General features: G+C 58.6%; 16 protein-coding genes and 1 other annotated feature. Of the genes, 4 read left to right on the top strand and 12 right to left on the bottom strand.

The genetic code is table 11. From position 1 onward, the window contains the following. Window position 1: 1 nt before the first annotated feature. The 4 genes from thrA to yjjY all read right to left on the bottom strand — a co-directional run bounded on the left by thrA (window position 2) and on the right by yjjY (window position 4179). Entirely contained in the window at window positions 2–2464 is a 2463-nt protein-coding gene (thrA, locus tag GJV78_RS01930; RefSeq protein WP_155106729.1) for a bifunctional aspartate kinase/homoserine dehydrogenase I, read from the bottom strand. Window positions 2465–2490: 26 nt separating this feature from the next. Beyond that, window positions 2491–2611, bottom strand: a sequence feature (Thr leader region). Continuing rightward, the gene (gene thrL / locus GJV78_RS01925; RefSeq protein ID WP_155106894.1) at window positions 2547–2618 is read right to left on the bottom strand and encodes a thr operon leader peptide; all 72 of its coding nucleotides are present in this window, start codon (window positions 2616–2618) and stop codon (window positions 2547–2549) included. Its footprint overlaps the feature before it by 65 nt. 329 nt (window positions 2619–2947) lie before the next feature. Next, entirely contained in the window at window positions 2948–3634 is a 687-nt protein-coding gene (locus GJV78_RS01920; protein WP_155106728.1) for a tRNA/rRNA methyltransferase, read from the bottom strand. Window positions 3635–4032: 398 nt separating this feature from the next. Continuing rightward, window positions 4033–4179, bottom strand: coding sequence for a YjjY family protein (yjjY, locus tag GJV78_RS01915; RefSeq protein WP_155106727.1), 147 nt, complete (start codon window positions 4177–4179; stop codon window positions 4033–4035). A gap of 95 nt (window positions 4180–4274) precedes the next feature. Here yjjY and arcA point away from each other — a divergent pair, with 95 nt between their 5' ends. Then, the gene (gene arcA / locus GJV78_RS01910; protein ID WP_155106726.1) at window positions 4275–4991 is read left to right on the top strand and encodes a two-component system response regulator ArcA; all 717 of its coding nucleotides are present in this window, start codon (window positions 4275–4277) and stop codon (window positions 4989–4991) included. 64 nt (window positions 4992–5055) lie between these two features. On the opposite strand, the gene creD is transcribed toward arcA, so the two are convergent. Genes creD through creA form a run of 4 tightly spaced genes read right to left on the bottom strand, consistent with a single transcriptional unit; the run spans window position 5056 to window position 9077 of the window. Next, the gene (creD, locus tag GJV78_RS01905) at window positions 5056–6411 is read right to left on the bottom strand and encodes a cell envelope integrity protein CreD (protein WP_155106725.1); all 1356 of its coding nucleotides are present in this window, start codon (window positions 6409–6411) and stop codon (window positions 5056–5058) included. Between the two features lie 57 nt (window positions 6412–6468). After that, window positions 6469–7893, bottom strand: coding sequence for a two-component system sensor histidine kinase CreC (creC, locus tag GJV78_RS01900; RefSeq protein ID WP_155106724.1), 1425 nt, complete (start codon window positions 7891–7893; stop codon window positions 6469–6471). Then, window positions 7893–8582, bottom strand: coding sequence for a two-component system response regulator CreB (gene creB, locus GJV78_RS01895; RefSeq protein ID WP_155106723.1), 690 nt, complete (start codon window positions 8580–8582; stop codon window positions 7893–7895). The genes creC and creB overlap by 1 nt, the downstream gene beginning before the upstream one ends. 21 nt (window positions 8583–8603) lie before the next feature. Then, on the bottom strand, window positions 8604–9077 hold the full coding sequence (creA, locus tag GJV78_RS01890; RefSeq protein WP_155106722.1) for a protein CreA: 474 nt from the start codon (window positions 9075–9077) through the stop codon (window positions 8604–8606). A 342-nt stretch (window positions 9078–9419) separates the two neighbouring features. Here creA and robA point away from each other — a divergent pair, with 342 nt between their 5' ends. Then, window positions 9420–10289, top strand: coding sequence for an MDR efflux pump AcrAB transcriptional activator RobA (gene robA / locus GJV78_RS01885; RefSeq protein WP_155106721.1), 870 nt, complete (start codon window positions 9420–9422; stop codon window positions 10287–10289). On the opposite strand, the gene gpmB is transcribed toward robA, so the two are convergent. Continuing rightward, on the bottom strand, window positions 10286–10933 hold the full coding sequence (gpmB, locus tag GJV78_RS01880; protein WP_155106720.1) for a 2,3-diphosphoglycerate-dependent phosphoglycerate mutase GpmB: 648 nt from the start codon (window positions 10931–10933) through the stop codon (window positions 10286–10288). The two genes, robA and gpmB, sit on opposite strands and share 4 nt — an antisense overlap. Before the next feature lie 330 nt (window positions 10934–11263). On the opposite strand from gpmB, the gene yjjX reads away from it, so the two are divergent. After that, complete coding sequence (gene yjjX, locus GJV78_RS01875; protein WP_155106719.1) at window positions 11264–11779, top strand: inosine/xanthosine triphosphatase; 516 nt, start codon at window positions 11264–11266, stop codon at window positions 11777–11779. A 12-nt stretch (window positions 11780–11791) separates the two neighbouring features. Here yjjX and trpR read toward each other — a convergent pair whose 3' ends face one another. Next, window positions 11792–12118 (bottom strand): trp operon repressor, encoded by a 327-nt coding sequence (trpR, locus tag GJV78_RS01870; RefSeq protein ID WP_155106718.1) that lies wholly within the window; start codon window positions 12116–12118, stop codon window positions 11792–11794. Between the two features lie 90 nt (window positions 12119–12208). Continuing rightward, window positions 12209–14146, bottom strand: coding sequence for a murein transglycosylase (gene sltY, locus GJV78_RS01865; RefSeq protein WP_167519319.1), 1938 nt, complete (start codon window positions 14144–14146; stop codon window positions 12209–12211). A gap of 489 nt (window positions 14147–14635) precedes the next feature. Here sltY and ettA point away from each other — a divergent pair, with 489 nt between their 5' ends. Further along, the gene (ettA, locus tag GJV78_RS01860) at window positions 14636–16303 is read left to right on the top strand and encodes an energy-dependent translational throttle protein EttA (RefSeq protein WP_167519318.1); all 1668 of its coding nucleotides are present in this window, start codon (window positions 14636–14638) and stop codon (window positions 16301–16303) included. A gap of 56 nt (window positions 16304–16359) precedes the next feature. On the opposite strand, the gene nadR is transcribed toward ettA, so the two are convergent. Beyond that, complete coding sequence (nadR, locus tag GJV78_RS01855) at window positions 16360–17589, bottom strand: multifunctional transcriptional regulator/nicotinamide-nucleotide adenylyltransferase/ribosylnicotinamide kinase NadR (RefSeq protein ID WP_167519317.1); 1230 nt, start codon at window positions 17587–17589, stop codon at window positions 16360–16362. Window positions 17590–17615 lie beyond the last annotated feature (26 nt).

The raw sequence follows: 17615 nt of genomic DNA, 5'->3' as shown, positions 1-17615 counted from the left end.
ATCAAACTCCTGAGTTCCATGAGAGGGTGCGCAGCAGGTCGGCAAAAACGCCCGCTGCGGTTACCTCATTTCCGGCACCGTAACCGCGCAGCACCAGCGGCAGCGGCTGATAATAGTGGCTATAGAAGGCCAGCGCATTTTCACCATTTTTCACTTTATACAGCGGATCGTCGCCGTTAACTTCGGCGATTTTTACCCGGCAGACGCCATCTTCCTCAATATTGCCAACATAGCGCAATACGCTGCCCGCATCACGGGCTTTTGCCACCCGGGCAGCAAAGGCATCGTCCAGCTGCGGCAGCCTGGCCATAAACGTCGCCAGGTCGCCGGAATCGTCAAACCCCTCCGGCAGCACCGGTTCGATAACAATGTCGGACAGTTCAAGATCGCGTCCGGTTTCCCTGGCGAGGATCAGCAGCTTGCGCGCCACGTCCATACCGGAGAGATCGTCGCGCGGGTCTGGCTCGGTGTAGCCCATTTCACGCGCCAGGCCGGTGGCCTGAGAAAAGCTCATTCCCTCATCCAGCTTGCCGAAAATAAAAGAGAGCGATCCGGAAAGTATCCCCGAGAAACGCAGCAGTTCATCCCCCGCATTAAGCAGATTTTGCAGGTTTTCGATTACCGGCAGACCCGCGCCGACGTTGGTATCGTAGAGAAATTTACGTCGGGACTTCGCCGCCGCATAGCGTAGCTGGTGGTAGTAATCCATTGATGAAGTATTAGCCTTTTTATTCGGCGTCACCACGTGGAACCCTTCGCGCAGGAAGTCGGCGTACTGGTCCGCCACCGCCTGGCTGGAGGTGCAGTCGACTATCACCGGATTCAGCAGATGGTACTCTTTCACCAGCCGAATTAACCGCTGCAGATTGAACGGCTCTTTCGCTTCCGCCAGCGCCGACTGCCAGTTTTCCAGATTCAGGCCATGTACGCTGGTCAGCAGCGCCTGCGAGTTGGCCACGCCGCAAACGCGCAGGTCGATATGTTTATCCTTCAGCCAGGCCTGCTGGCGTTTTAGCTGCTCCATCAGCGCGCCGCCGACGCCGCCGACGCCGATAACGAATACCTCGATCACCTGATCGGTATTGAACAGCATCTGATGGGCGACGCGCACGCCGGTAATGGCATCGTCGTTATTCACCACCACGGAAATGGAGCGCTCGGAAGAGCCCTGGGCAATAGCCACGATATTGATATTGGCGCGGGCCAGCGCGCCAAAGAACTTCGCCGAAATACCGCGCAGAGTGCGCATACCGTCGCCAACTACCGAGAGGATCGCCAGCCGCTCGGTAACCGCCAGCGGCTCCAGCACCCCCTCTTTCAGCTCCAGGTAAAACTCCTCCTGCATCGCGCGCTGGGCGCGCTGGCGGTCGCTCTGGGGCACGCAGAAGCTGATGCTGTATTCAGAGGAGGACTGGGTAATCAGCACCACCGAGATCCCCGCGCGGGACATGGCGGCGAAAACACGGGCCGCCATGCCGATCATTCCCTTCATGCCCGGCCCGGAGACGCTGAACATCACCATATTATTCAGATTGGTGATGCCTTTTACCGGCAGCTCATCTTCATCACGGCTGGCACCGATCAGCGTACCGGGAGCCTGCGGATTGCCGGTATTTTTTATCAGGCAGGGGATCTGGAACTGGGCGATAGGGGTAATGGTACGGGGATGGAGAACTTTGGCCCCGAAGTAGGAAAGCTCCATCGCCTCCTGGTAGGACATCGTCCTGAGCAGCCTGGCGTCCGGCACCTGGCGCGGGTCGCAGGTATAGACGCCGTCGACGTCGGTCCAGATTTCGCAGCAGTCGGCGCGCAAACAGGCGGCCAGCACGGCGGCGGAATAGTCAGAGCCATTACGGCCCAGCACGACCAGTTCGCCTTTTTCGTTTCCGGCGGTGAAGCCCGCCATCAGCACCATATGGTCGGCAGGAATGCGTCCTGCGGCAATACGACGGGTGGATTCAGCGATATCAACGGTCGATTCGAGGTAATGTCCGACGGCTAACAGCTTTTCAACCGGATCGATAACCGTCACCTTATGGTCACGCGCCTCCAGCAGCCCGGCCATAATGGCGATAGAGAGTTTTTCACCGCGACAAATCAGCGCCGCGTTGACGCTGTCCGGACACTGCCCCAGCAGGCCGATACCGTGTAAAACGTGCCTAATCCGGGCAAACTCTTCCGCCACCAGGGTCTCCAGCCGCGCCAGCGGAAAGCCGGGCTGCGCGTCGGCAAGGCCGTTCAGCAGTCCGGTAAAGATGCCCTCAGCTTCGCCGATATTGGGCGATGCGTCCTGGCCGCCGATGGTTTTCTCAATCATCGCGACCAGGTGGTTGGTAATTTTTGCGGGAGCAGAGAGAACGGTCGCTACTTGCCCCTGCCTGGCATTGCTCTCCAGAATATCGGCAACCCGCAGAAAACGCTCTGCATTCGCCACTGATGTACCGCCGAACTTCAACACTCGCATGAATTTTACCTCGTGATCTCTGGTCGAAAAAAAAAGCCCGCACTGTTGAGGTGCGGGCTTTTTTCTGTGTTTCCTGTATGCGTCAGCCCGCACCGTTACCTGTGGTAATGGTGATGGTGGTGGTGGTGGTAATGGTGGTGCCGATGCATTTCATGGACTGTACTCTGTCATTACTCCCCTGACCGTTCTCACGCTGCAGTAAAACAGGCCGTTTATGCTCCTCAACCGCACGAAAAATAGCGTGCTGGAGGAAAACAAAACAGCCTGCGCAAAAGCAACCCACAGTCAGGGAGGGATTTTGTCTATGCCGTATAGCTATACTGGTTAAAGTATCCGCCGACCTAAGTCAATAAATTTTTACCTGCCGCGCGCAACAAACCCTTTGTATAAGCTGCTGTTTCCACGCTGACTATCAACCCGCATCACGAAAAAAGCGCTCACTAAAGAGCGTTAAAATCCAGTTCTACGCATGAAAGCGAGGTTTTATTTGGCGATAAATTTCTCGACATCGTGAACCAGACGATGAAGCATTGCCGTATCCCGCTGCTGTAAAAGTCCCAGCCGCTGCTGCAGCCAGTCCACCAGTTTGGCATCATCAGCAACGCCAAGGGTCGACAGCAGCGCCATCAGCCGCAGACGTAAAGCCTGCAGTTGAGCATCGTCAGAGACGACAATTTTTTTAACAGGCTGTTGCATTAAAGCCGCTAATTGATAGCAATACACCATCACCGCCTGCCCGAGATTAAGCGAAGGATAATCCGCCACCATCGGTACGCCGGTCAGGATGTCCGCCAGCGCCAGTTCATCATTCGTTAATCCGCAATCTTCCCGACCAAAAACCAGCGCGGCCCGGGGCATCCATACCGATTTTTCCCGCAAAATCGGCAGAAGCTCTTCAGGGGTGGCATAGTAGTGAAACTTCGCCCGACTGCGCGCCGTCGTGGCGACGGTAAAATTAATATCGTGCAGGGCGTCGGCCAGTTTGTGATAAAGCGTTGCATTATCAAGTATCTCGCCGGAACCATGCGCCACCCGGCGCGCGGCTGGCTCCAGATGGGCGGTACTGTCGACAATGCGCAGCTCCGTAAACCCCATGGTTTTCATGGCCCTGGCCGCGGCACCAACGTTCTCCGCTCTGGCCGGAGCAACCAGAATAATTGTTAAATGCATTTTGTCACTCTTATAAGCCGATTCTCAAGGCGTGGCGCGCATTCACTCAACATAATACGCGCCATAAATTTACATTTTCTTAACCAAAAAATTGAAAAATCCCTTCATTTAATGTAAATAATACTAAACTATTTCACAGGTTTACTATTCGTGATTTTGTTAACAGAGTATACATATCTTTCTGTTTATTCATGATAATTTCATTTAGAATGAACCGCATACATTGAATTGATTATGTTTATGAGTTGGCACAAGCAATCAGTCCGAATATTGCATTTTCGTGATGAACGCTAGCATTTCGATACGCTGATTTCATCGAACTGTTAACGTGCTACAATTGAACTTGATATATGTCAACGAAGCGTAGTTTTATTGGGTGTCCGGCGCGTCTTAACCTGTTATGTTGCTGTTAAAATGGTTAGGATGACAGCCGTTTTTGACACTGTCGGGTCCAGAGGGAAAGTACCCACGACCAAGCTCAAGCTAATGATGTTGTTGACGTTGATGGAAAGTGCATCAAGAACGCAATTACGTACTTTAGTCATGTTACGCCGATCGTGTTAATTTGCGACATGCATCAGGCAGGTCAGGGACTTTTGTACTTCCTGTTTCGATTTAGTTGGCAATTTAGGTAGCAAGCATGCAGACCCCGCACATTCTTATCGTTGAAGACGAGTTGGTAACACGCAACACGTTAAAAAGTATTTTCGAAGCGGAAGGCTATGATGTATTCGAAGCGACAGATGGCGCGGAAATGCATCAAATCCTCTCTGAGTATGACATTAACCTGGTGATTATGGATATCAACCTGCCAGGGAAAAACGGCCTTCTGTTAGCTCGCGAACTGCGTGAACAGGCTAACGTTGCGCTGATGTTCCTGACGGGGCGTGATAACGAAGTCGATAAAATTCTCGGCCTCGAAATCGGTGCAGACGACTACATCACCAAGCCGTTCAACCCGCGTGAGCTGACGATCCGCGCACGCAATCTGCTGTCCCGTACCATGAACCTGGGTACCGTCAGCGATGAACGCCGCAGCGTTGAAAGCTACAAGTTCAACGGCTGGGAGCTTGATATCAACAGCCGCTCCCTGATCGGACCGGACGGCGAGCAGTATAAGCTGCCGCGCAGCGAGTTTCGCGCGATGCTTCACTTCTGTGAAAACCCGGGCAAGATCCAGTCCCGCGCGGAGCTGCTGAAGAAAATGACCGGTCGCGAGCTGAAGCCGCATGACCGCACCGTTGACGTTACCATCCGCCGTATTCGTAAGCACTTCGAATCCACGCCGGATACCCCGGAAATTATCGCCACTATTCACGGTGAAGGCTACCGTTTCTGCGGCGATCTCCAGGACTAACCGGACGCTCTTTGGTACTCAAAACGGCGCTCATTGCGCCGTTTTTTTATGCTTTTTCTGCGCGCTACTTCCACAGCCGCAGCGCTTCCTCCTGGTTCCGCTGCGACGCGGCGGGCTTCGTCCGGGGACGGGAAAGCGAATACCAGTCCAGATGTCGGGTCAGGTACATTACGCCGCCGAGAGACAGGAGTAAAACCCCGGTTCCCGGCAGCAGCGAACTCTCTTCCGAACGCAGCAGGCACCACATTACGCCGTCAAGCGCCAACAGGGCTAAGGTAAAGAGGATGCTGTTGCGCCACCCTTTCAGCACCGCCTGCAGATAAACGCCGTTCAGCAGCGCGCCGACCAGGCTTGCGGCAATCCAGGCCTTTGTGAAGCCGATATACTCCGAGAGCGCCAACAGCAGAAGATAAAACATCACCAGCGACAGCCCAATCAGCAGATACTGCACCGGGTGCAGCTGTCGCTGCGCCCGGATTTCAAAGACAAATAGCGACACAAAAGACAGGGCGATAAGCAGAACGGCATACTTAATCGCCCGGTCGGTCAGCTGATAGCTGTCGGCCGGCGTTACCACCGCAGCGCTGAACGCAGGCAGAGTCCGCCAGTTTACTTTTCGCGCGTCGGCGAACCGGGAGCCAAGGTTGTTAGCAAACCAGTTGCTGCGCCAGCGGGCCTGAAAACCCGACTCGCTCACCTCCCGATGAACAGGAAGAACATCGCCCAGAAAGCCGGGGTGCGGCCAGTTGCTGAAAAGAAACAGCTCGCTGCTGCGCCCAACGGGCACCACGGAAAAACTGCCGGTGCCGTTCAGATCCAGGGACATGGCCAGGTCGAGGCTGCGCGTTGCCCACCCGCTGTCCGGCAGCGGAAAATGGATCCCCTCCTCCCCGTCGGCAAGCCCGCTCCCCGGCTCGGCGGCCAGCGTTATGCCGTTCACCTTCAGCACGTTTACCGCGCCGATCCCGCGGGCGTCGCCCACGGCAACAACGATAAACGGTTTACCCAGGCTTACGTTGGGTTTATCCAGCAGGTTCAGGCGGGCGGCATCAAAAGTGGCCTTAATCGCCACCCCCGTATTCCAGACCTGTCCTGTATAAACACCGATATTTCGCTCCTCGACCTGCTGGTTTCCCTCCACCAGCAGCGTCTCGGGCAGCCAGAAATGGATAAAACTGCGCTTACGCTGGATCTCTTTATCATTCTCCAGCACGGTATAGCGCTCCGTAACGGGAATGGCCACCAGCGGCCCGACTATTTTCTGCGGGCCGCTGGTGCTTTGGCGGATCGCATTTTCCACTTCGCTGCGGTAATCCGCGCGTTCATTAATCATCGCCCGCACCATCATTAACGGGATCAGTAACAGTAACATTACGCCGACAGGGGTGACGCTTTTCCAGAACAGGGGGGATTTCAACATAGCCTTCTCCTTTGCATGGGCTGCAGAATAAGCGGGCTATGTGGGAAAATTTTGAAGCTATGTGAAGTAACGGTGAAGCAGCAGCGTCGCCTGCACCCCGCCTTCAGGGCGGTTGCTTAACGCCACGTCGCCCTTAAGCAGGCGCGCCGCCTCACGAACGAACGCCAGCCCCAGGCCGCTGCTTTTATTACCGTTTTCACGCGGCAGCGAATAAAAGCGCTCAAAGATCCGCGGCAGGGCAAAGTCAGGAATTCCGCTGCCGGTATCGATAACCTGCAGCGCCACCCGTTCCTCCTGCGGCAGGGCGCTAAGTTCGATTGCGCCCCCTGGTGGCGTAAAGTCGAGGGCATTGTCCAGCAGATTTCCCAACGCCTGCTCCAGCAGCGCGGGCTCGGCCAGAACGACAAGCGACGAAGCGTGAAGCGTCAGGGTAATATTTTTTTCCGCCAGCAGGACACCGCGCGCTTCGCCAAGCCGGGTGAACAGCGCGTCCACCGCCACCGGCGAAAGTGAAAGCGCCTGACGATTCTCCAGCCGCGCCTGGCGCAGCAGCGTTTCGACCAGCGCCTGCATTCGCGCATTTTGCGTCAAAATCGTGCTGGTAAAGCGGACAACTACCTCCGCTGGCGGCCCTTCGCGCAGAATTTCCGCCGCGCCGCGAATCGCCGCCATCGGGCTTTTCAGCTCATGGGTCAGGGCATAGACGTACTGCTCAATCTCGTTCTTACCCTCCAGCTTCTGACGCATACTTTCCAGCGCCTGCGCCAGCTTGCGAAGCTCGCTGCTGCCCAGCTCGGGCAGCGGAACGGGCCGATCGCCGGTAACCGAATCCGCATAGCGCGCCAGGCGGGCGATCGAGCGGTTTATCCACCAGACCATCCCGCTGCCAATGGCGAGCGCAATGCCCAGCAGCACTGCGCTCGCCCAGAGGATCCGCCGCTCGCTGCGCCTGATGACCGGTGCCAGCGCCGCATTGGCTTTGCCAACGCTCAGCACGCCGATTATCCTGCCGCCGTCGACAACCGGTGCCGCCACGTACATCACCGAACTTTCCGGATCGTCCGGATTCTGCGGCGTACTGCGCGCCCCGTACCTGCCGCGCAGGGTCAGCCAGACATCGTTCCAGCGGGAGTAATCCTCTCCGACGGCCCGGTTTGCCGAATCAAACACTACCCGCCCCTGGGCATCCGTCATGTAGACATGATATTCATTGCGCACCTTATTGATGCCGCCGATGTTGGCGTGAAACGGAAGGCCCTGCAGCCGGGCAAAGGCCTGCGACAGCCGGCCATGCGCCGGATCGCCGGAGAGCATATCGTCCCGCGCCAGCGCCGCCAGCAGCGTGGCGGTATCAATTAAGGTGCCCTCGGTGGCGCGGCGCACGCCCGGCTTCACCTCCTGGACGAAAATAGAGAGCACGAACCAGGCGGCGACGGCCACAATTAAAAAATAGCCAAGCAGCAGCCGCATACCGATGCGCATCAGTCGCTCCTCAGGCTATAGCCCATGCCGCGGTGAGTGTTGATGGGCGAAAGCGCTGAATTGACGGCCCGCAGCTTGGCGCGCAGTGTTTTGATATGGGTATCCACCGTCCGATCAAAGGTGTCCGGAGCATCGGCCCAGACGATGTCCATCAGCTGCTGGCGGGAGTAGACGCGCCCCGGTGACATCAGCAGAGTCTTCAGCAGCAGAAACTCATAGCGCGTCAGCGGCAGCGGGGTATCGAACCACGCGATCCGCGCGGCCGGTTCATTAAGCTCAAAATGGCCGGTGCGTATAACCGGCGAAGGCGCGGCAAATTTCTTCACCCGCCGCAGCAGAGTGCGCACCCTGGCACAAACTTCCCGCGGCGAAAAAGGCTTCGCCACATAGTCATCGGCCCCAATTTCCAGACCGAGCAGGCGATCTACCTCCTCGCTGCGGGCGGAGAGAAAGAGAATCGGCAGCGCCGGATGGCGCTCCAGCAGCTTTCGGCACAGCTCGAAGCCGCTGATATCCGGTAAGCCGACGTCGAGAATCGCCACGTCCGGCTGGCGGTGGCGCGCCTGCTCCAGCACGGGCAGCCCGCGCTCAAATGCCTCAACGCAGAAGCCCTCCTGCTGGAGCATATAAATCAGCGTGTCGGCAATACCTTGCTCATCCTCGACCAGCCAGACCACAGTCTGTTGCATAGTGCTTCCCTGCAGGAATAGTTATTGTCGCCAGGGCATGACCGGCACCGCGCTGATGGCATTTTTCGGCGATCCGTCGACAACTTTATCGGAGTAGGCCAGATAGGCCAGCGTATTGCGTTTTTCATCATAAAAACGGACCACCTGGAGAGACTTAAACACCAGCGAGGTGCGCTTTTTAAAGACCACTTCCCCCTGTGCTTTGCCTTTCCTGATGCGTTCGCTAAGCGTAATCGGCCCGACCTGCTGGCAGGAGATGGCCGCGTCGGAGGTATCCTCCGCCAGCCCCAGCCCCCCCTTAATACCGCCGGTCTTTGCGCGGCTCACGTAGCAAGTCACGTTTTTTACGTCGGGATCGTCGAAGGCTTCCACCACGATTTTATGGTCCGGGCCAAACATTTTGAAAACGGTATCCACAGAGCCGATCTGTTCGGCGTGGGCCAGCGAACCCTGGGCAAGCAGCAGGAAAAACAGTGATAAAGTCTTGTATTTCATATTTTTACCATTATTAAAATGCTAAAGCGCGCAATTATTGGTCATTATAAAAGAAAGCGTTTACCGATCACAGGATTATAAGAAGCCTGTCGGCTTCAGGCTATAAAAAACATTTATACCCGTCATACTTCAGGCTGCATGTGCGTTGGCTTTATTCGGCCCGGGGGCCTCACCCCTTCGGGGCCAGCCCCGGGGCTGTTCAAAACGCGCTGCGTTTTGTCCTGCAACTCGAAGTATTTAGGGTATATACGCAAAAAAACACCGAATGCTAAAACAGCAAAAAATGCTATTATCCCCTTACCTGACGTCGGGTGCGGGTTGTTGGAAGGATGAGGATAATATATGGATCGGGCGAGCATTATTCGCGACCTCCTGGTCTGGCTGGAAAGCCACCTGGATCAGCCCCTGTCGCTGGACAACGTGGCGGCGAAGGCGGGCTATTCCAAATGGCATCTGCAGAGGATGTTTAAAGAGATCACCGGCGAGGCAATCGGTGCTTATATCCGCGCGCGCCGTCTGTCGAAATCTGCGGTAGCGCTTCGCCTGACGGCACGGCCTATTCTGGATATCGCTTTACAATACCGCTTCGACTCCCAGCAAACCTTTACCCGCGCCTTTAAAAAACAGTTTTCCCAGACGCCGGCCCACTACCGCCGCTCGCCGGAATGGAGCGCCTTCGGCCTTCGCCCCCCCCTGCGCCTTGGTGAATTTGTTATGCCGGAGCACCGCTTCGTTACCCTGCAGGATACGCGGCTGGTAGGCACCACCCAGAGCTATTTTTGCTCGCTGGAGCAAATCTCCGACTTCCGTCACGAAATGCGCGTCCAGTTCTGGCACGATTTTCTCGCCCACGCGCCCGCCATTCCGCCGGTACTGTACGGGCTGAACGAGACGCGGCCAAGCCTGGAGAGAGACGACGAGCAGGAAGTGTTCTATACGACCGCGCTGGCCGAGGAGCTGGCCAGCGACTACGTGCAGTCGGCGCAGCCGGTTCTGCTGCAGGGCGGAGAGTACATGATGTTCATTTACGACGGCCCGGGCAGCGGCGTGCAGGAGTTTATCCTGACGGTTTACGGTACCTGTATGCCAATGCTGAACCTGACGCGCCGCAGAGGGCAGGATATCGAACGCTACTACCCGGCAGAAAACGCCAGGGCAAGCGAGCGTCCGCTCAACCTGCGCTGCGAGTTCCTGATCCCGGTTCGGCGTTAGCGCTGCAGCTCGTCGAGCGCCGGAACGTCGAGGTGCGATACATCCCCTGCCGTTTCCACCACCCAGCCGGGTGCCAGCCACAGGCTCTCCTGGTAGTCTACCCGCGAGACAGAGCAGTTGCGCAGGCGCAGGCGGCGCTCCGCCCAGGCCGGAAGCCCGAGAATGGTGCTGACCAGACAGCCCAGCGCAATGCCGTGGCTGACCAGCAGCGGACGGCTGCCCGCTGGCAGCGCGAGGCATGACGCCAGGGCGGCATGAACGCGCTCGCCCAGCTCCCGCATAGATTCACCGCCCGGAATACGTCCGTCCGCCGTGCCGTCCACCAGCCGACGACGCCAGCCCTCCTCCTCCGGGGTGAGGGAATCAATATGCCGCTTCTCCAGCACGCCCATGTCCAGCTCGCGCAGGCGGGCGTCAAAGGTGATATCGCAGCCGCATGCGTCGGCGATAATTTCCGCCGTGCGCCGGGTGCGCCCCAGATCGCTGCTGATAACGTGGGTAATGCCCAGAGTTCTGACGCGCGCCCCCACCAGCATCGCCTGACGTTCGCCGGTGGCGGTCAGCGGGCTGTCGGATTGACCCTGAATGCGCCGCTCGGCGTTCCACTGCGTTTCACCGTGGCGAACAAGGTATACCTGTAACATGCTTTTATCCGTTCTGTACGTGTTATGTGCTGAACCACAGCGGCGTAAGCCCCTGCGGCTCCCGAAAGATGTTAAACCGCTTTAAGCCCCCCGGCGAAGGCCTCCTGCCGTGATATATCGGCTATCGGTCGGTGTCAGCGGCTATCTGAGACCCGGCGACGCCCCCTAAGGGGTCAGCCCGCGCCCGGACTGGCTGCGCCAACAAAATAGCGGGGTCAAATCCCGCCAGGCAAGCGCATTCCAGGGTGCCTGCGCCACAACCACGGGCAATATGACAGCGATAAAGCGTTTAGCGTACACTACAATGACGTTTTTTCCGGGCCATAAATTATGTACCACGTCATCGCAGCCACCGCTAACCCCACCAAAGTCCAGGCGATTCTGCTGGCATTCCGCGCTATTTTTGGGGAAGAATCCTGCCATATCGAGCCGGTCGCCGTCGAGAGCGGCGTGCCGGATCAGCCCATCGGCAGTAACGAAACGCGCACTGGCGCACGAAACCGGGTGGCAAACGCGCGCCGCCTGCGCCCGCAGGCCGACTTTTGGGTCGCCATTGAGGCAGGCATCGACGAAGACAGCACCTTCAGCTGGGTCACGATCGACGACGGCATCCGGCGTGGTGAAGCCCGCTCCGCCACGCTGCCGCTGCCGGCCGCCATTCTTGAGAAAGTGCGCCAGGGCGACGCCCTGGGCCAGGTAATGTCACAGTATACGGGAATTGACGAAATTGGCCGTAAAGAGGGAGCCATCGGCGTCTTTACCGCCGGCAGGTTGACCCGTGCCAGCGTTTACTATCAGGCGGTGATCCTGGCGCTCAGCCCGCTCCATAATGAGGCATACCGGTAGCCCCGCCTGGCGTCAGGCGTTTTTCAGCAGCACCGCATCCAGCCACTGCCGCAGCTCCACCGGCGCGGACTTCAGGCTGTTAGAACCGCGCGTAATGGTGGCGATCCCTGCTCCCAGCTCGTTTTTCAGCTCGCGCTGGCTCATCTCGCCGCGCAGCAGCTCTTCAATAATGCGCACGCGGGTGCCCAGCGCTTCCCGCTCGTCCGGCGTCATCATCAAATTGAGCAGCGGCAGGTGCAAATCGCGGGAGTAGGCCAGCCTGAGCAGCTCGACAAAACGTAACCACTCCTGGTGACGTTGTTCTGCCATCGCTGCCGAATAGGGTGATTGTTGAGTCATATCAGATCGCCATCAGTTAAGGGGGGAAGCGTTGCGCCTCCCCCTTTCGTACTCGTTAAAGAGTACAATAGCATAACATACTCGATCCGATCAGTAACGGCGCTGCCATTCTTCATCGCTCAGCAACGCCTCCTTTTGCCCCATAAAGTGGCGGTAGTAAGCGTCGTAAGCCAGCACGTTTTTCACATAGCCACGGGTTTCGCTGAAAGGGATGCTCTCAACGAAGGCGGCGGCATCAATGCGCCCGGCGCTGTTGCCAAGCCACGTGCGCACCCGCCCAGGTCCGGCGTTGTAGGCCGCTGAAGCGAGGATACGATTATTGTCAAACTGCTGGTAGACGAGCTGTAAGTAGCTGGTGCCGATATTGATATTCATCTCCGGGTCCAGCAGTTGCCCGGCCCCGCTGTAGCCCGGAATCGAGAACATTTTCACCGTCTGAGCGGCGGTGGCGGGCATCACCTGCATCAGGCCGCTGGCCCCCACCGGCGAGCGCACCTTCGGATTCCAGGCGCTCTCCTGACGCGAGATCGCCATCGCGTAGCTCTTGCGGATCGCTTTTCCGCTGGTGTAGCGGTCGAACAGCTCCTGGTAAGCCAGCGGGAAGCGCTCTTCCAGATGATCCCACAGCCTGCCGACGATGGTCGCCTGGACGCTCAAATCCCACCAGCGGTTATCAAAGGCATAGCGCGCCAGCTGCGCCTGTTCGGCCCGCGTGCGGCTGGATACCAGATTCGCCCACTCGCTGCGCGCGGTGTTATCCATATTCCAGTACATCAGCTCCCGGACCCGGGCCATTTCCGCCCCCTGAGTCAGCGCCGCGTCGACGCTGGCGGGTGCCCTGTCGATTTTCAGTACATACTCTTCGCCCAGCCGCTGGGCGGCGATCATCGGATAGAAGCCGCGCTCCTGCATCAGCGCATGGAGAATCTCTTTCGCCTCGGCTTCGCGCCCGCGCTCCAGCAGCAGATCCGCCTGCCAGTAGCGCCATTCGTCTTTTTCCTTTGCCTCCATCGGCAGGCGCGCCAGCCAGGTGTTCAGACCGCGACGATCGCCCTCCCCCAGCGCCTTTCGCACCCGCCGCTCCAGCAGCGCGGTGGAGTGCGAGCGCATAATGGCCCCGTCACGCCATTTCGCCTGTTCTTCGGTGACGCTCTTACCCATCAGCCGCCAGGCGACAATATCGCGCAGCGCCTGAACCTGCTCCTCGTTAAGCTGCTGCGCCTGCGCCAGCGCCGGAATCATCAGGCGGGCGTTTTCGACATCCTGGCGCGCCACGCTGGCAAAGGCCTCCGTCGCCATCTGTCGGGTAAAGTCGGTCGCGCCGGTGGCCTGGGCGAAGGCCAGCACGCTGTCGGGATTATCCGCCAGATCGACGATCGCCGCGGCGATGGTCTGGTACTCCGGGGGCATCTGCCCGGCCAGCAGCTTCACCAGCCTGGTATTGCCCGCCTTCATCGCCAGGCGGATGCGCTCCAGATACGCCAGCGGATCCTGAGTGCCGGAGTCGCGCCAGGCGCTGAACAAGCGGTTACAGGCGTCTGGCTGGCTTTTACCGGTCAGCCAGAGCGTTTTAGCGCCAGCCCAGGCCTCATCCGCCTGCCCGGTACTCCACTTCGCATAGTAGTAGTTACACTGCGCCTCGGTGGCGGCGGGTTCGTCCGGGCTAAAGGCCAGCAGCCCGCGCCAGTCTTCGCGACGCGCCAGCTCGTTGACAAAACGCGACTGCAGCGTACGGGCAGGCGGCAGCGTCGGATTGGCGCGCACAAACTGGCTGACGGCCACGGCGGGCTGGTTTTTTAGATCGTCAACGATCCGCCGATACTCCAGGTAGGGGTACAGCGGATACGCTTTCAGGCCCGGCATCATCTGCTCAACCACATCCATCTGCCGGCTGTCCCAGGCCTGCTTTATCTGCGCGTAGCGGCTACGCTGTTCATCCAGTGAGTCGGCCTGCGCCGCCTGGCCTGTCACCAGCAGGCACGCGCCGACGGTGAGAAGACGCCAGCTAAATGGGTTGACTCTGTCCACACGCTCTTCCTCTTGTCATATTACGTCAGTGCAGCATCGTGCCGCAGAATGAAGTTATGCTAACCAGACATCCGCAATTACGCCACGTTGCGAGCGCTTTTTTACTTTTACGGACAATGAAATCTGTCGGCTGGGCTTGGGCAAAGAAAAAGGCTACACTTCGCCTTTGCAAACCAGGCTGTGTCCCTTAACCGGTCGCCAGGATCGCCTTGCCCCCTTCCGCTCCGGAACAAAGCGCGGGCCGTACCACCGCGGGCCTGAAGGAGGCTCACGCTCTCCCGCGTCCTTGACGTGCCTTTCCCGCCCGGCGTCGTCGCCACGCCCGGTTAAGGGACACAGCCTATTTATTAATAAACCCTGAATCATTCAGAGTGCAGGTCCGGAACACCGCCGGCGTTTGGCCGGTTGAACGCGGCGCGGCGATAACCGCGCGGCCAGCGCATCTGCGGCCTGAAGTATGACGGGATAAAAACTGAGGCGAAGTCCAACGTGGCCCAATTCGTTTATACCATGCATCGTGTCGGCAAAGTGGTTCCGCCGAAACGTCATATTCTTAAAAACATCTCTCTGAGCTTCTTCCCCGGTGCCAAAATCGGCGTGCTGGGCCTTAACGGAGCCGGTAAATCGACTCTGCTGCGCATCATGGCCGGGATCGATAAAGACATCGAGGGCGAAGCGCGCCCGCAGCCGGGTATCCGGATTGGCTACCTGCCGCAGGAGCCGCAGCTGAACCCTGAGCATACCGTTCGCGAATCCATTGAAGAGGCGGTGGCCGAGGTAGTCGGCGCGCTGAAGCGTCTGGACGAGGTCTACGCGCTGTACGCCGAACCGGACGCCGATTTCGACAAGCTGGCCGCCGAGCAGGGCAAGCTGGAAGAGATTATCCAGGCCCACGACGGACATAACCTCAACGTTCAGCTGGAGCGCGCCGCCGACGCCCTGCGTCTGCCGGACTGGGAGGCAAAGGTCGCCAACCTCTCCGGGGGCGAGCGCCGCCGCGTGGCGCTGTGCCGTCTGCTGCTGGAGAAGCCGGACATGCTGCTGCTCGATGAGCCAACCAACCACCTGGACGCCGAATCCGTGGCCTGGCTGGAACGGTTCCTGCACGACTTCGAGGGCACCGTCGTGGCGATCACCCACGACCGCTACTTCCTCGACAACGTTGCCGGCTGGATCCTTGAGCTGGATCGCGGCGAAGGCATTCCGTGGGAGGGGAACTACTCCTCCTGGCTGGAGCAGAAGGATCAGCGCCTGGCCCAGGAGGCGTCTCAGGAGGCCGCCCGCCGTAAATCCATCGAGAAGGAGCTGGAGTGGGTGCGCCAGGGCGCGAAGGGCCGTCAGTCGAAGGGCAAGGCCCGTCTGGCGCGCTTTGAGGAGCTGAACAGCACCGAATATCAGAAGCGTAATGAAACCAACGAGCTGTTTATTCCACCGGGACCGCGGCTGGGCGACAAGGTTGTTGAGGTGAGCAATCTGCGGAAATCCTACGGCGATCGCGTGCTGATCGACGATCTCAGTTTCTCGGTACCGAAGGGGGCCATCGTCGGCATCATCGGCCCGAACGGCGCGGGTAAATCGACCCTGTTCCGCATGATGTCTGGCCAGGAGCAGCCGGACAGCGGCACCATCACGCTGGGCGAAACCGTCAGGCTGGCGTCGGTCGATCAGTTCCGCGACAGCATGGATAATAGTAAAACCGTCTGGGAAGAGGTTTCCGGCGGGCTGGATATCATGAAGATCGGCAACACCGAGATGCCCAGCCGCGCCTACGTCGGCCGCTTTAACTTCAAAGGCGTCGATCAGGGCAAGCGCGTCGGTGAACTCTCCGGCGGTGAACGCGGCCGTCTGCACCTGGCGAAGCTGCTGCAGGTGGGCGGCAACATGCTGCTGCTCGATGAACCGACCAACGACCTGGATATCGAAACCCTGCGCGCCCTGGAAAACGCCCTGCTGGAGTTCCCGGGCTGCGCGATGGTGATTTCACACGACCGCTGGTTCCTTGACCGCATCGCCACCCACATTCTGGACTATCAGGACGAGGGCAAGGTGGAGTTCTTCGAAGGTAACTTTACCGAGTACGAAGAGTATAAGAAGCGCACCCTTGGCGCAGACGCGCTGGAGCCGAAGCGCATTAAGTACAAGCGGATCGCCCGCTAATCTGCGGCAGGCCGGACGTCCCGTCCGGCCATTATTCGCTCCGCGGGCGGCGGCGCTCAGCCCTGCTCGCCCATCATCTCTTTCACCAGCTCCACGCAGCGCAGAAAGCGGCCGTCGTAGTCCGCCTCCTCCACGTGCACAAAATTGATGTTATTTTCGCGCAGCATCTGCACCAGCAGGGACTGAAACGCTTTCCGATCCACCGAACTGCCCAGGCTGCGCAGGCCGTCGGCCACCCACGGGGTGTTGTTTTCCAGCAGAATCACCAGGTCGAAGCGGTACTCGTCGATTAGCGCCTGCACGAAGGGGTGCTCGCGCCCTTCGTACTTTTTGCAGAACGCCTGGGTGGTGACAAAGTCGGTATCGATAAAGGCCACCTTATTGGCGTACTTCACCGCAAAATCAATGTACTGGGCGTGGCCGAGGGCGATTTTGTCATAGTCGGAATACTGCAGCGCCATCTCATCGCCGCCGAGGTGCGAAAAGACGTAGTCGCGCCCGTACTCCCACGCACTGGTGGTATTGAAGATGTTGGCGAGCTTGTTGACCAGCGTCGATTTACCGCTCGATTCACCGCCCAGCACCGCCACGGTGCGCACGAAGAAGGGCTTCACCTCGGTGGGAATATACTCCCAGTAGCGGAACGGATTGGCGCGGATCTGCGCGCCGCTGATGCTCATAAAGGTCCGCTGCGGATCGATCAGCACCGTCTCAATACCAAGGTGCTGCAGGTACCGCGGGGCATCGGACGCCTCCGAGGTATAGATCCAGTCAGGCTGTATCCCCTTCTCTTCCATAAAGGTTTTAATACCGCGGCTCCAGACGTCCCAGCCGTGCGGATAAGGCTCCATGCCCTCTTCGTTAAAGGCGTGAATGCGGATATTTTTTTGATACTTAAAGGTCTGCAGCAGCCAGCGCAGCCGGTCGGGGACCGTGGGCTGCTGGGACATCGCGCTCTCTTCGAACAGCGCGCGGTCGCGAACGTCGTCATAGCCCATGATGATGTGCAGCTCGTCCACCTGGCTACAGGCGCGCTGGATCAGGTAGATGTGGCCGGTGTGCAGCGGATAAAACTTACCGAACACCACGCTGATACTCTTCCGCTGGCGGGGAAATTCCAGCCCCAGAAAGCGGTGTAGCGCCTCCAGCTTTTGCGCGCTGGGGCTTTTGATCTTGGCGTTCAGTAGCTGGCTTAAATAGCCCTTGGTCATGCCGCTGGCGTCCGCCACCTGCTGCAGCGTACACCCCTTTTGTTTAATGGCGGTTTTTAGGTAGTCAAAGGACACAAGCGTCTCCTGCTTTACTGAAGCGA

Source organism: Intestinirhabdus alba (assembly GCF_009711095.1).
Lineage (GTDB): Bacteria > Pseudomonadota > Gammaproteobacteria > Enterobacterales > Enterobacteriaceae > Intestinirhabdus > Intestinirhabdus alba.
Note: the sequence above shows the minus strand (reverse complement) of the source record. Positions and strands in the feature narration are given on the sequence as shown.

Coding starts and splice junctions, on each gene's coding strand:
- thrA (WP_155106729.1), bottom strand. CDS start 2,464: ATGCGAGTGTTGAAGTTCGGCGGTACATCAGTGGCGAATGCAGAGCGT.
- GJV78_RS01920 (WP_155106728.1), bottom strand. CDS start 3,634: ATGCATTTAACAATTATTCTGGTTGCTCCGGCCAGAGCGGAGAACGTT.
- yjjY (WP_155106727.1), bottom strand. CDS start 4,179: ATGACTAAAGTACGTAATTGCGTTCTTGATGCACTTTCCATCAACGTC.
- arcA (WP_155106726.1), top strand. CDS start 4,275: ATGCAGACCCCGCACATTCTTATCGTTGAAGACGAGTTGGTAACACGC.
- creD (WP_155106725.1), bottom strand. CDS start 6,411: ATGTTGAAATCCCCCCTGTTCTGGAAAAGCGTCACCCCTGTCGGCGTA.
- creC (WP_155106724.1), bottom strand. CDS start 7,893: ATGCGCATCGGTATGCGGCTGCTGCTTGGCTATTTTTTAATTGTGGCC.
- creB (WP_155106723.1), bottom strand. CDS start 8,582: ATGCAACAGACTGTGGTCTGGCTGGTCGAGGATGAGCAAGGTATTGCC.
- creA (WP_155106722.1), bottom strand. CDS start 9,077: ATGAAATACAAGACTTTATCACTGTTTTTCCTGCTGCTTGCCCAGGGT.
- robA (WP_155106721.1), top strand. CDS start 9,420: ATGGATCGGGCGAGCATTATTCGCGACCTCCTGGTCTGGCTGGAAAGC.
- gpmB (WP_155106720.1), bottom strand. CDS start 10,933: ATGTTACAGGTATACCTTGTTCGCCACGGTGAAACGCAGTGGAACGCC.
- yjjX (WP_155106719.1), top strand. CDS start 11,264: ATGTACCACGTCATCGCAGCCACCGCTAACCCCACCAAAGTCCAGGCG.
- trpR (WP_155106718.1), bottom strand. CDS start 12,118: ATGACTCAACAATCACCCTATTCGGCAGCGATGGCAGAACAACGTCAC.